This is a genomic window from Pseudomonas sp. Y3 TE3536 (genome assembly GCF_053629175.1).
In genome coordinates this window covers 1,179,314-1,191,352 of the sequence record NZ_JBRJHU010000001.1, presented here as the reverse complement: position 1 = coordinate 1,191,352, position 12,039 = coordinate 1,179,314, and the positions used below count along the sequence as shown (strand labels likewise).

The 12,039-nt window shown below is 63.0% G+C and carries 12 protein-coding genes and 1 pseudogene; 7 read left to right on the top strand and 6 right to left on the bottom strand.

Going from position 1 to position 12,039, the window contains the following annotated elements:
• Positions 1-20 precede the first annotated feature (20 nt).
• Positions 21-326, top strand: coding sequence for a DUF6482 family protein (locus tag AB7M33_RS05385; RefSeq protein WP_085274308.1), 306 nt, complete (start codon positions 21-23; stop codon positions 324-326).
• Positions 327-411: 85 nt separating this feature from the next.
• The gene (locus AB7M33_RS05380; protein WP_027594522.1) at positions 412-1,029 is read left to right on the top strand and encodes an FKBP-type peptidyl-prolyl cis-trans isomerase; all 618 of its coding nucleotides are present in this window, start codon (positions 412-414) and stop codon (positions 1,027-1,029) included.
• Between the two features lie 124 nt (positions 1,030-1,153).
• Here the strand turns inward: AB7M33_RS05380 and AB7M33_RS05375 are convergent, their stop codons facing one another.
• The 3 genes from AB7M33_RS05375 to AB7M33_RS05365 all read right to left on the bottom strand — a co-directional run bounded on the left by AB7M33_RS05375 (position 1,154) and on the right by AB7M33_RS05365 (position 3,090).
• Entirely contained in the window at positions 1,154-1,399 is a 246-nt protein-coding gene (locus AB7M33_RS05375; RefSeq protein ID WP_010951938.1) for a PA4570 family protein, read from the bottom strand.
• Positions 1,400-1,550: 151 nt separating this feature from the next.
• A complete protein-coding gene (locus AB7M33_RS05370) occupies positions 1,551-1,892 on the bottom strand; it encodes a zinc ribbon domain-containing protein YjdM (RefSeq protein WP_027594521.1) in 342 nt (113 codons plus the stop codon).
• Between the two features lie 229 nt (positions 1,893-2,121).
• The gene (locus AB7M33_RS05365; RefSeq protein WP_027594520.1) at positions 2,122-3,090 is read right to left on the bottom strand and encodes a polyprenyl synthetase family protein; all 969 of its coding nucleotides are present in this window, start codon (positions 3,088-3,090) and stop codon (positions 2,122-2,124) included.
• A 244-nt stretch (positions 3,091-3,334) separates the two neighbouring features.
• Between AB7M33_RS05365 and rplU the strand changes: the two genes are divergently transcribed.
• The 5 genes from rplU (at position 3,335) to AB7M33_RS05340 (ending at position 7,030) form a co-directional block, all read left to right on the top strand.
• Positions 3,335-3,649, top strand: a complete 315-nt coding sequence (gene rplU / locus AB7M33_RS05360; RefSeq protein ID WP_003247466.1) for a 50S ribosomal protein L21 — start codon at positions 3,335-3,337, stop codon at positions 3,647-3,649.
• Between the two features lie 38 nt (positions 3,650-3,687).
• Positions 3,688-3,945: a 50S ribosomal protein L27 gene (rpmA, locus tag AB7M33_RS05355; protein WP_008092023.1), complete on the top strand. Its 258-nt coding sequence runs from the start codon at positions 3,688-3,690 to the stop codon at positions 3,943-3,945.
• Between the two features lie 188 nt (positions 3,946-4,133).
• On the top strand, positions 4,134-5,360 hold the full coding sequence (cgtA, locus tag AB7M33_RS05350) for an Obg family GTPase CgtA (RefSeq protein ID WP_027594519.1): 1,227 nt from the start codon (positions 4,134-4,136) through the stop codon (positions 5,358-5,360).
• Between the two features lie 85 nt (positions 5,361-5,445).
• Entirely contained in the window at positions 5,446-6,564 is a 1,119-nt protein-coding gene (proB, locus tag AB7M33_RS05345; protein WP_027594518.1) for a glutamate 5-kinase, read from the top strand.
• Positions 6,565-6,574: 10 nt separating this feature from the next.
• Entirely contained in the window at positions 6,575-7,030 is a 456-nt protein-coding gene (locus AB7M33_RS05340; RefSeq protein WP_172960338.1) for a CreA family protein, read from the top strand.
• Positions 7,031-7,167: 137 nt separating this feature from the next.
• Here the strand turns inward: AB7M33_RS05340 and mksF are convergent.
• The 3 genes and pseudogenes from mksF to mksB form a co-directional block, all read right to left on the bottom strand.
• Positions 7,168-10,000, bottom strand: a pseudogene (gene mksF / locus AB7M33_RS05335) (Mks condensin complex protein MksF).
• Entirely contained in the window at positions 9,997-10,704 is a 708-nt protein-coding gene (mksE, locus tag AB7M33_RS05330; protein ID WP_099428293.1) for an Mks condensin complex protein MksE, read from the bottom strand. The pseudogene mksF and the gene mksE overlap by 4 nt, the downstream one beginning before the upstream one ends.
• Entirely contained in the window at positions 10,694-11,983 is a 1,290-nt protein-coding gene (gene mksB / locus AB7M33_RS05325) for an Mks condensin complex protein MksB (RefSeq protein ID WP_454242538.1), read from the bottom strand. The genes mksE and mksB overlap by 11 nt, the downstream gene beginning before the upstream one ends.
• Positions 11,984-12,039 lie beyond the last annotated feature (56 nt).

Below are 12,039 nucleotides of genomic sequence, written 5' to 3'. Positions count from 1 at the left end.
TCCCGCTGCGAGGTGCTCTCATGAACCTGCATCAGCTCAATACCGAGGCCAGGGTTGGCCATGTCGACGAACTCAACCTGATTGCCATCGAAGGTGGCGATTATCTGCTTGAGGCCCGGGTCAAGGGCCGTGCGCATCCGCTTTCCGACAGCCGTGGGCAGCGCTTGCGCGTGCACTCCGTGGAAGAGGCACGGAGCCTGCTCAAGGACCTTCCATTGCTCTCGCTGAACCTGTTGCACTGGTCTGTGCAGGACGAAATGTGTGGCATGGGCACACACCCGGAAGAAGACCTGAAATTGCCGATTTCCCAGCGTTCGGCCTGGTAGCTGCTCGCGGCGCCCCAGTGTGCTAGGCTGCTCGCCCTTTTCATCAAGGGCGCGGCTGCACTGCGCCCTGCAGTGGAGCACGACAATGTCCGAACTCAACCTGTCTACCGACGAAACCCGCGTCAGCTACGGCATCGGCCGTCAGCTGGGTGGTCAACTGCGTGACAACCCGCCACCAGGCGTCAGCCTGGATGCCATCCTGGCTGGCCTGACCGACGCCTTCAACGGCGCCGACAGCCGCGTCAGCGAAGCCGACCTGTCGGCCAGCTTCAAAGTCATCCGCGACATCATGCAAGCCGAAGCTGCAGCCAAGGCTGAAGCCGCTGCTGGCGCTGGCAAGGCATTCCTCGCCGAAAACGCCAAGCGCGAAGGCATCACCACCCTGGCTTCGGGCCTGCAGTTCGAAGTGCTGACCGCAGGTGAAGGCGCCAAGCCGACCCGCGAAAGCAACGTGCGTACTCACTACCACGGCACCCTGATCGACGGCACCGTGTTCGACAGCTCGTACGACCGTGGCCAGCCGGCTGAATTCCCGGTTGGCGGCGTGATCGCTGGCTGGACCGAAGCCCTGCAGCTGATGAACGCTGGCAGCAAATGGCGCCTGTACGTGCCGAGCGAGCTGGCCTACGGCGCCCAAGGCGTTGGCAGCATCCCGCCGCACAGCGTCCTGGTGTTCGACGTCGAGCTGCTCGACGTTCTGTAAGACCGCTGGGGCCGCATTGCGGCCCATTCGCGGGGCAAGCCCGCTCCCACAGAGATACTCAAGATGAGCAGAGAGGTCTTTGTGGGAGCGGGCTTGCCCCGCGAAGAGGCCGGGCCTGCAAACATCAATTCCAGTCTGTCCCCCCAGGGCGCAACGCCCGCGCATAGCAAAACAGAAACAAATTCCGCACCAGCTCCTTGAGCACCCCAGGCTCACTCGAATTCAGCCCGCTCATGTCCAGGTCGCCCTGGTCTCGCAGTTCATCGAGCGCTTCTTCTTCAAGCACAGCACAGACTTCGCCAGTCTCGCGATGCAGGATGCGCAGGTAAGGGTGAGGGCGTTCGAGCCAGGCGTCGATCAGATAAGTCATGGCTATTCTCCTTGGACAGCAATTCCAATGAGAATAATTCTTATTATCAAAATAGCAAGGGGCTATTGGCGTATTTTTGCCGGATGGTGCAGTGACCCTGTTGCAGGATCTGTCAGGGCCGCCTGAAAGGCAGCCCCGTCGCACAGCGTTGTCAGACCTTGCGTACGAACTCGGACTTCAGCTTCATGGCGCCGATGCCGTCGATCTTGCAGTCGATGTCGTGGTCGCCGTCGCACAGGCGGATATTTTTGACCTTGGTGCCGACCTTCACCACCAGGGACGAGCCCTTGACCTTGAGGTCCTTGATCACGGTGACGGTATCGCCGTCCTGCAGGACGTTGCCGACCGAATCCTTCTTCACCACGTCATCGCTGGCGGCTTCGGCTTCTCCGTTGGCCGACCACTCGTGGGCGCATTCGGGGCAGATCAGCTGGCTGCCATCCTCATAGGTGTATTCGGAATTGCATTTGGGGCAGGGCGGCAGAGTGCTCACTTCGGTTCCTTAAACAGACAGGCGGTTAAAGGCCCATATTGTATAAGGTTTTAAGCGGGAAGTGTTTTTGTCCGTACAAAAGCATTCGCGGGACAAGCCCGCTCCCACAGGTTCTCCACCCAGCTCAAGGGCAGTGGTGTACCTGTGCTCCCACAGGTTCTCCACCCAGCTCAAGGGCAGTGGTGTACCTGTGGGAGCGGGCTTGTCCCGCGAAGAGGGCGACGCTGTCTTAGTGCGTACGCGCTACCGCAAACTCACTCAGCTCGATCAATGCATCGCGATACTCGCTGGCCGGCAGCACTTCCAGGCACTCGATGGCCTTGGCCACGTAGTCGCGTGCCATCTGCGCGGTGTAGTCCAGCGCGCCCGAGGCTTCGACCGCTACGCGGATCTGCTCGAGGTCTTCCAGGCCGCCCTTCTGGATGGCCTTGCGCACCAGTGCAGCCTGTTCAGGCGTGCCTTCGCGCATGGTGTAGATCAGCGGCAGGGTCGGCTTGCCTTCGGCCAGGTCGTCACCGACGTTTTTGCCGAGGGTCTGCGAATCGCCTTTGTAGTCCAGCAGGTCGTCGACCAGCTGGAAGGCCACGCCCAGGTGGTCACCAAAGGTGCGCAGGGCCTCGCGCTGTGCTTCGCTGGCGCCGGCCAGCGCGGCGGCGCTGTGGGTCGAGGCTTCGAACAGCATGGCGGTCTTGCCGCGGATAACCTCCATGTACACCTCTTCCGTGGTGCTGGCATCGCGAACACGCGACAGCTGCAGCACTTCACCCTCGGCGATGACGCGGGTGGCCTTGGAGAGGATCTGCATGACCGGCATCGAACCCAGTTCGACCATCATTTCGAACGAGCGCGAATAAAGGAAGTCACCTACCAGCACGCTTGGCGCGTTGCCCCACAGCGCATTGGCGGTGGAACGGCCACGGCGCATGCCCGACATGTCGACGACGTCGTCGTGCAGCAGGGTGGCGGTGTGCAGGAATTCGATGGTCGCTGCCAGCAGGCGCAGGTCGTCGCCTTCGCGGCCCAGGGCCTTGCCGCAGAGCAGGACCAGCAGGGGACGCAGGCGCTTGCCACCGGCCGACGTGATATAGTCGCCGATCTTCGATACCAGCGGCACGCGCGAGGTCAGCTGCTTCTTGATGATCTCGTCGACGGCGCTGAAATCATCAGCCACCGCGCGGTAGAAGGTTTGGGGTTGCATCGGCTGCTCCATTGACGTTGCGCGGCATGCTAGGTCGCGGGTCCCGGTGTGTCAAGGCGCGGTGCCAGCGCCACCGGGGCGGTACTTGCAAGCAAAACCGGGGTTGCGTACAATCGCGCACCCTAACTTCCTGGGCAGCACCTGCCTTACGCAATTGCACCGGGCCGTTCCAGCCCCATGCAGCCATGCCAGCCAATACTCAATATATAAAGCGCTGGGTGAGCAGGATTATCGGAGAAATACCATGTCTTACGCAGTAATCGTTACCGGCGGCAAGCAGTACAAAGTCGCTGAAGGTGAATTCCTCAAGATCGAAAAACTGGAAGTCGCCACTGGCGAATCCGTGACTTTCGATCGCGTTCTGCTGGTTGCCAACGGTGAAGAAGTCACCATCGGCGCACCAGTCGTCGCTGGCGCTAAAGTTGTTGCAGAAGTCGTTTCGCAAGGCCGTCACGATAAAGTCCGCATCATCAAGTTCCGTCGCCGTAAGCACCACATGAAGCGTATGGGCCACCGCCAGTGGTTCACCGAGATCAAAATCACCGGCATCCAGGCTTAATCCCCTAGATCCCCTGAATTTATTTGGAGAATTGAACCATGGCTCACAAGAAGGCTGGTGGTAGTACCCGTAACGGTCGCGACTCAGAATCGAAACGCCTTGGCGTGAAGATGTATGGCAGCCAGGTCGTCAAGGCCGGCAACATCATCGTCCGTCAGCGCGGCACCCAGTTCCACGCCGGTTACGGCGTTGGCATGGGCAAGGATCACACCCTGTTCGCCAAGATCGAAGGCGTGATCAAGTTCGAGAAGAAAGGCGAGTTCAACCGCCGTTACGTGAGCATCGTCGCCGCTTAATCGCGACGTCGCTCCAGAAGCCCCGTCATGCGACGGGGCTTTTTCGTTTGTGGTGAGCCTCTTGCAAAGCTGTTTGTATGGGCTGCCGGCGTGGGTTTCTACGGTCGTACGGGGCCGCCGCGCTCATTTTTGCAAGAGCCTCAGGTTTTTTAAGTATTCAGCTCGTCTGCCGACGAGAGGCGGTTTTAATGAAGTTTGTTGACGAAGTATCGATTCGAGTCAAAGCCGGTGACGGCGGTAACGGTTGCATGAGCTTCCGTCGCGAAAAATTCATCGAAAACGGTGGCCCTAACGGGGGTGATGGCGGTGACGGCGGTTCGGTCTACATGGTCGCCGACGAAAACCTCAACACCCTGGTCGACTACCGCTACACCCGTCACCACGAGGCCCAGCGTGGCGCCAACGGTGGCAGCACCGACTGCACCGGCAAGAAGGGTGAAGACCTGTTCCTGCGCGTGCCGGTCGGCACCACGGTGATCGACGCCACCACCCAGGAAGTGATCGGTGACCTGATCACCCCTGGCCAGAAACTGATGGTCGCCCAAGGCGGCTGGCACGGCCTGGGCAACACCCGTTTCAAGTCCAGCACCAACCGTGCGCCGCGCCAGACCACCCCAGGCAAGCCGGGTGATCAGCGCGACTTGAAAATGGAAATGAAGGTACTGGCCGACGTCGGCCTGCTCGGCCTGCCGAACGCTGGCAAGAGCACCTTCATCCGTTCGGTGTCGGCCGCCAAGCCGAAAGTCGCCGACTACCCGTTCACTACCCTGGTGCCGAACCTGGGTGTGGTCAGCGTCGACCGCTGGAAGAGCTTCGTCATCGCCGACATCCCTGGCCTGATCGAAGGCGCTTCCGACGGTGCCGGCCTGGGTATCCGCTTCCTCAAGCACTTGGCACGTACCCGTGTGCTGCTGCACCTGGTCGACATGGCGCCGCTGGACGAAAGCAGCCCGGCCGATGCCGCCGAAGTGATCGTCAACGAGCTGACCCGCTTCAGCCCGTCGCTGGCCGAGCGTGAGCGCTGGCTGGTGCTGAACAAGGCCGACATGGTCATGGAAGACGAGCGCGACGAGCGCGTCAAGGAAGTGGTCGAGCGTCTGCAGTGGGAAGGCCCGGTCTACGTGATCTCGGCGATCTCCAAGCAGGGCACCGACAAGCTCAGCCACGACCTGATGCGCTACCTCGAAGACCGCGCCGATCGCCTGGCCAACGACCCGGCCTACGCCGAAGAGCTGGCCGACCTCGATCAGCGCATCGAAGACGAAGCCCGTGCTCAGCTGCAGGCCCTGGACGACGCCCGCACCCTGCGTCGCACTGGCGTCAAGAGCGTCCACGACATCGGCGACGATGACGGTTGGGATGATGATTTCGAGGACGACGAAGACGGCCCAGAAATCATTTACGTGCGCGACTGACCGGTTGCAGTACACTAAACGCCGCTCTCTGGAGCGGCGTTTTTGTATCTACGGTCTCTACAGATTCGACATAGGTTGGAAGAAGATGCGAAGCAAGGTGACGGGCGCCAAGCGCTGGGTCGTGAAGATTGGCAGTGCTCTGTTGACCGCCGATGGCAAGGGCCTCGATCGCGGCGCAATGGCCGTTTGGGTCGAGCAGATGGTCGCGCTGCGTGAAGCGGGCGTGGAGTTGGTGCTGGTCTCTTCGGGGGCCGTGGCAGCTGGCATGAGCCAGTTGGGCTGGACCTCGCGACCGAGCGCGATGAACGAGCTGCAGGCGGCCGCGTCGATCGGCCAGATGCGCCTGGTGCAGGCCTGGGAGTCGAGCTTCGGCGAGCACGGCAAGCACACCGCGCAAATTCTGCTGACCCATGACGACCTGTCTGACCGCAAGCGTTACCTCAACGCCCGCAGCACCCTGCGCACGCTGGTCGACTTGGGCGTGGTGCCGGTGATCAACGAGAACGACACCGTGGTCACCGACGAGATCCGCTTCGGCGACAACGACACCTTGGCCGCGCTGGTGGCCAACCTGGTGGAAGCCGACCTGCTGGTGATTCTCACCGACCGTGACGGCATGTTCGACGCCGACCCGCGCAACAACCCCGAAGCCCAGCTGATCTACGAAGCTCGCGCCGACGACCCGTCGCTCGACGCCGTGGCCGGTGGCACCGGCGGTGCCCTGGGCCGTGGCGGCATGCAGACCAAGCTGCGCGCGGCGCGCCTGGCGGCACGTTCCGGTGCCCACACCATCATCATCGGTGGCCGTATCGAGCGCGTGCTCGACCGCCTCAAGACGGGCGAGCGCCTGGGGACTTTGCTATCGCCTGAGCGCGGCATGCTTGCAGCGCGCAAGCAGTGGCTGGCCGGGCACCTGCAAACCCGCGGCACGCTGGTGCTGGACGCCGGTGCCGTGCAGGCGCTGCGCCAGGCCAACAAGAGCCTGCTGCCGGTGGGCGTGAAGACCGTGCAGGGCAGTTTCCGTCGTGGCGAGATGGTGGTGTGCGTCGGCCCTGATGGCCTGGAAGTGGCCCGCGGTTTGGCCAACTACAGCGCCCTTGAGGCGCAAAAAATCATTGGCCAGCCGTCCGATGCCATCGAAAGCATCCTGGGCTACAGCGCGGAGCCTGAGCTGGTGCACCGTGACAACCTGGTTCTGGTTTGAGGGCGTGGGCATGTTGAAAAGGATGATCGCCGTGGCAGCGTTGGCGTTGCCGATGCTGGCCGGTGCCGAGGAGGTCGGCCAGGTGTCGACCGTGTTCAAGTTCGTCGGGCCGAACGACCGCATCGTGGTCGAGGCATTCGATGACCCCAAGGTCGAGGGCGTGACCTGTTACCTGTCGCGGGCCAAGACCGGCGGCGTGAAGGGTGGCTTGGGCCTGGCCGAGGACCGGGCGGAGGCGTCGATTGCCTGCCGTCAGGTGGGGCCGATCAACTTCAAGGGTGAGTTGAAAGATGGCGAGGAAGTGTTCAAGGAACGCACCTCGTTGGTGTTCAAAACCATGCAGGTGGTGCGTTTTCTCGACAAGAAGCGCAATACCCTGGTGTACCTGGTGTACAGCGACCGCATGATCGAAGGCAGCCCGCAGAATGCGGTGACGGCGATTCCGATCTTGCCTTGGGCTCACTGATAGCCTGGTAGATGCGGGGAGGCCTTTGGCCTCCATTCGCAGCACAAGGCTGCTCCTACAGAGATCTGAGCTGCGTCCCCTTGTAGGAGCAGCCTTGTGCTGCGAAAGGGCCGCAAAGCGGCCCCCGTTCACAACAATCAGGCCAACGCCTCAGCCTGATCCTCGCGCACATCCGCCTTCACCTCATCCAGCCGGCTGATGAACTTCCAGTCCGCCTCGTCGATGTAGATGCCATTCGGCCCGCTGCCACCTTCCAGGTCGATCGCCACCTTGGCCGACACCTGCGGCTTCACACTCGCCAGAATCGGCACGAAGCCCAGCTGCAAGCTGGTCTCCAGCAGTGCCGCCTGGTTGCGTTCGTCGATGTCTGCCGCCTCGTCGAGGTAGTACGGCAAGCGAATGCGCCCGGCCAGGTCGCGGTCCATCAGGTGCAGCAACAAGTACATGTTGGTCAGCGCCTTGATGGTCATGGTGGTGCCGTTGGACGCGGCGCCGTCGATGTCGGCGTGGATCACCGGCTGGCCATTGACCTTGGTGATCTCGAACGCCAGTTCGAACAGGTCCTTGAGGCCCAACTGGTTGTGGTTGGCCGCCACCAGCCGTGCCAGGTACTCCTTGGCTTCTTCGTTCTTGTGGTCCTGGTCCGAGCTTTGGGTCAGGTCGAACACCGACAGGGTCTCGCCTTCCTCGTACTGGCCGGCGCTGTGGATGATCTGGTCGATGTGCTTGAGCGCCTCTTTGTTCGGCGCCAGCACCACGCGGAAGCTCTCCAGGTTGGACACCTGGCGCTTGTTGATCTCGCGGTTGAACAGGGCCAGCTGGTGCTCGAGGCTGTCGTAGTCGCTGCGGATGTTGCGCAGGGTCCGGGCGATGTCGGTGACGGCCGCGCGGCGTGCCTTGGCCAGGGTCAGGGCCTCGTCGGTGCGGTGCGCATAGGCGTTGACCAGCAGTTGCAGGCGGCGCTCCATGTCGTCTTCGCTGTCGAACTTGGCCACGCCCTTGAGGCGCACCTGGGCGTACAGCGCTTCGATCTGGTTATCCACCCGCTGCAGGCCCTGCCAGCTGTCCTGGTAGTCATTGAGCATCGGCAGCAGGTTGTCCATCGAGTCGTCGATCGCCTCCATGAACGGCGTGCCGTAGGGCAGGTCGGCCGGCAACAGCTGGCGGCGGCGCAGGGCGTCTTCCAGGGTGCGTTGCTTGGACTCGAGGTCGCCGATCTGCCGGCCGACCAGTTGCAGCTTGGCCGACAGTTGCTGGACGCGTTCGGTGAAGGCGTCGCTGGAGCGCTTGAGCTCGTCCTGGGCGGCTTCCAGTTGCGACAGCTGCTCCAGTTTCTCGGGCTCTTCGGCGGCCAGGGTTTCGCTGCGGCGGAAGTCTTCCAGGGCTTTTTGCGCGTCCAGTACCGCTTGGTACAGGGTTTCGGTCTGCGCCTTGGAGGCGGAGCGGTCGGCGGCTACGGCATGCTGGGTCTTGAGCTGCTTGAGTTCTTTTTCCAGGCGCTCTTTCTGGTCGCGAAGGGCGGCGCGGTCGGCCAGGGCCTGCAGGGCCGGTGGGTCGATGTGCGACAGGTCGATGGACAGGCCGGGCGCTTCGAAACGCTCGCCCTTGAACCCGTCGAGCACGGCTTCCAGCGACTTTACCCACAGGTCGCTGTCGTCCAATTCGATACCGCGCTCGCCCAGCGGCAGGCTGAACAGGGCGCCGTTGAACAGGCGCATGAGGCGGTCGACATCCTGCTGCGAGAATTCTTCGCGCAGGCGGGCGTAGCTGTTGTTGTCGGCGTGGTCGAGCTGCTGGCGGACCTGCTTGAGGCGTTTTTCCAGGTCGCGTACGCGCTCGTCCAGGTCTTCGGCCGAGAACTGCCGCGATTGGGCCAGGGCGCCGGCCAGTTCGTCGTGGGCGTCTTTGGCGGCCAGCAACTGCTGCTCCAGCACCTTGACGTCATCGACCAGGGCGAAGCGGTGCTTGAGCACTGACAACTCGCCAAGCCAGCGCTGGATGCCGGTGATTTCACGTTCCAGGCGCATCAGCTCCTGGGTACCGCCACGTTGGTCGTTCTGCAACCGGTCCTGTTCGCCGCGGTAGTGCTCGGACTGGATGACCAGCTCTTCCTTGCGCGCCATGGCGTATTCCTGCCAGGTGCCCAGCAGGTTGTCGAGCAGCGGCGAAAGGCGGTGCAGCTTGCCGCGCAGGATGTCGCGTTGGGCCACGCCACCGGCCAGGGCTTCAACCAGTGGGCCGGCGGCGACCAGGGCGTTGTAGTCCTGCTCCATGCGGCGCACGTCGCGGAAGGCTTCTTCACAGGCTGCGATGTAGTCGACGCTGCCCGAGCGCAGGCTGTGCTCGAAGGCATCGAGGAACAGCTGCTTGAGCTTGGCGGCAGTGATTTCGCGCATGTGCAGCAGGTTGATGAACAGCGCGCGGAAGGTTTTCAGGCTTTGCTCGCTGGTCGAGCGCAGCGGGATCATGGTCAGGTCCAGCGGCACCGAGGTGTGGCCGCCGACCAGCAGCCGGCGCAGTTCATCGGGCTTGAGCTCGTAGGCCTTCAGGCCCAGGCGCTCCAGGTTGGTGAACAGCTCCTTCTGGCGCAGGCAGGTGTCGTTCTTCTGGTAGTGGGCCAGGTCCAGCTCGCCTTTGTAGGCGAAGAACTGGTGGCCGAAACCGCCACCCGGGCCGCGGCCGACCACACCGATCACGTGCGGGCCATGGGGCAGGTTGAGTTCGCAGAGAATGTACGAGGTATCGCTGGCGAAGTAGAAACGACGCGACTGCTCCAGGCTGTACTTGCCGAAGCTCATGTCAGACATGCGCGCCAAAATCGGGAACTTGCAGGGCGTTGATCGACGCCGATTTACCCAGGTTGTTGGCGCCGTACACCGACAGCGGGTGTTCCAGCGGGAACAGGCCGAGGCTGTAACCGGCGGTGTTGAGCAATGCAAAGCGGCGGATGCCGTAGCGTTCCTGGCTCATGCGTCAATCTCCTGTTGCTCTTCGCGGATGGCCCGGGCCAGGGCGTCCTCTTCGCTCTCGTCGCCTTCGAACGGCGACAGGTCGAGTGGGTCGTCGGTGCGGTTGAGTTGTTCCGGGCTTTCTTCCTCGACCAGTACCGGTGTCGGCAAGGGCAGGTCGCTGTGCAGGGTGGCAGCCAGGTCGCGGTCCTGCTGGACCGACAGGCACACATCGAGGAAGCGGTGCATCGGCGGCAGGAAGCGGTAGATGCCGCCTTCCTCATGGGCGAAGCCGAGCTGGGTCATGCGCCGGAGGATTTTCTCTTCGAGCTCTTCAACGGTTTGCACCTCGGCCTGCAGGAACAGGTCGCGGTACTTGTCCAGCAGCGAGGGCAGCTCGTCGCGGCCGATGCTGCCGCCGTCGAGCACGGCCATCGGGTCGCGGCCCTGGTCGGCCAGGTGCTCGACCAGGATGAAGGTGAACAACGACAGGCGCTGGGCGGTCTTGTTGACCTGCGCGGCGGCAAGCTCGGGCACGAAGTAATAGAAGCCACGGGTGTCGCACACCAGCTCGAAGCCCAAGGCCTTGAACAGGGTGCGGTACTGGTCCTGGAAGTTCGACAGCTGAGCGTACAGTTCCGGGTCACGGCGGCTGACGTGGAAACCTTTGAACAGCTCGCGGAAGATCGGCGCGAGCTGGGACAGTTCGGAAAGATCAAGATGCATTGGCTGGGCTCGCGTTGGATTCGGCAGTCGTTCGGGCGACGTCTTCACGGCTGGACGTCAGGGCGAACGAGCGCAGGCTGACCAGGTGTTCGTGGGTGGTGTAGTCGCGGCGCTCGAGGCGCTCGCGCTTGAAGCGCTTTTCTCGGGACAGGCGCGAGAACCAGTACAGCAGTTCGTCGGTGGCGCCTTCGGGCTCCTGGTCCAGCAGCCAGATCATCAGGTCGGGCAGCGGCAGGGCCTGTTCGCAGCGTTCAAGCATTTCCTTGACCGTACGTGGCGCGCGCGGCAGCGGGTCCTTGTCGGTCTTGTGCGCCTTGGGGAAGCGCGCAGGCTTGGGCTCGAAACGGGCCAGGGCGTAAACATAAGCCTCGACCTGGCTGGCACTGCCGAGGAAGGTGCTCTGCGGCCGAGTGAACATCGGCATGGCCGCTTGCGGCACGGCATCGATGCCCTTGCGGCGGATCACCGACAGGGCCAACGCAGCGCCACGGGTTACGGCGTTGTGCCGGCGCGCTTCTTCGCGCAGGGGCAGCAGCAATTCACGGGCGTGGCGCAGGGTCAGCTGGGCGCTGGTTTGCATTTCCAGAATGCGCGCGTGGGTGCGCAGCAGCATGTCGTCGTCGACCAGGTGGCCGAGGCGCGCCTGTTCGCCCAGCAGGCGCAGCAGCACGGTCTCGACCTTGCGCACGCCTTGTTCGAAGGCGCCGTCGGCGTTGACCAGCTGGATCATCGGCTCGACGTATTCGTCCCAGGTTGCGAGGACTTCGGCGTAGCGCTGGCGCAGCGGGATCTGCCGGTTGCTGGTCTTGGCCCGTTCTGCCACGGCCACCAGTGCCTGCTCGTCGTTGTCGAGCTTTTTGAGCACATCGCGCACGCGCATGTCGAGCAGGCGCAGCTGGCGCGCCAAGTCGTCGCTGTCGCGGTTGTCGAAGGCGTCCTGGATATGCCCGGCTAGGCGCTCCAGGTGGCGCAGGTAGGCTTCGATCTCCAGGCACAGGCCCAAGCGGTGTTCACGGCGCAGGTAGGCGAGGAAGTCGTGGATCTGGGCGTTGAGCTCGAAGCGGTTCGGGCTTTTGGCCACCGGGACCAGGATATCCAGGCGGATCCACACGTCGAGCAGCTGGGTGATGTCCTGCGGGGTGCTTTCGACCTGCTGGCGGGCCACATGCTGGCGCAGTTCGACCAGGCTCAGGGTGCCCTGGTCGAAACGTTCGCACAGTGGCTCGATCAGGGCCCAGTGTTCGGCTAGGGCGCGCAGGACGCGCTTGGGTTCGATCATTGGCTTCGACTCGTTGCCAAGAAAAAGGGGGCGATTGTACTGCATCCAGGGGGGAG

What these genes read in the sequence shown, in the direction of transcription:
- AB7M33_RS05385 (WP_085274308.1), top strand. Translation starts at nt 21, where the DNA reads ATGAACCTGCATCAGCTCAATACCGAGGCCAGGGTTGGCCATGTCGAC.
- AB7M33_RS05380 (WP_027594522.1), top strand. Translation starts at nt 412, where the DNA reads ATGTCCGAACTCAACCTGTCTACCGACGAAACCCGCGTCAGCTACGGC.
- AB7M33_RS05375 (WP_010951938.1), bottom strand. Translation starts at nt 1,399, where the DNA reads ATGACTTATCTGATCGACGCCTGGCTCGAACGCCCTCACCCTTACCTG.
- AB7M33_RS05365 (WP_027594520.1), bottom strand. Translation starts at nt 3,090, where the DNA reads ATGCAACCCCAAACCTTCTACCGCGCGGTGGCTGATGATTTCAGCGCC.
- rplU (WP_003247466.1), top strand. Translation starts at nt 3,335, where the DNA reads ATGTCTTACGCAGTAATCGTTACCGGCGGCAAGCAGTACAAAGTCGCT.
- rpmA (WP_008092023.1), top strand. Translation starts at nt 3,688, where the DNA reads ATGGCTCACAAGAAGGCTGGTGGTAGTACCCGTAACGGTCGCGACTCA.
- cgtA (WP_027594519.1), top strand. Translation starts at nt 4,134, where the DNA reads ATGAAGTTTGTTGACGAAGTATCGATTCGAGTCAAAGCCGGTGACGGC.
- proB (WP_027594518.1), top strand. Translation starts at nt 5,446, where the DNA reads ATGCGAAGCAAGGTGACGGGCGCCAAGCGCTGGGTCGTGAAGATTGGC.
- AB7M33_RS05340 (WP_172960338.1), top strand. Translation starts at nt 6,575, where the DNA reads ATGTTGAAAAGGATGATCGCCGTGGCAGCGTTGGCGTTGCCGATGCTG.
- mksE (WP_099428293.1), bottom strand. Translation starts at nt 10,704, where the DNA reads ATGCATCTTGATCTTTCCGAACTGTCCCAGCTCGCGCCGATCTTCCGC.
- mksB (WP_454242538.1), bottom strand. Translation starts at nt 11,983, where the DNA reads ATGATCGAACCCAAGCGCGTCCTGCGCGCCCTAGCCGAACACTGGGCC.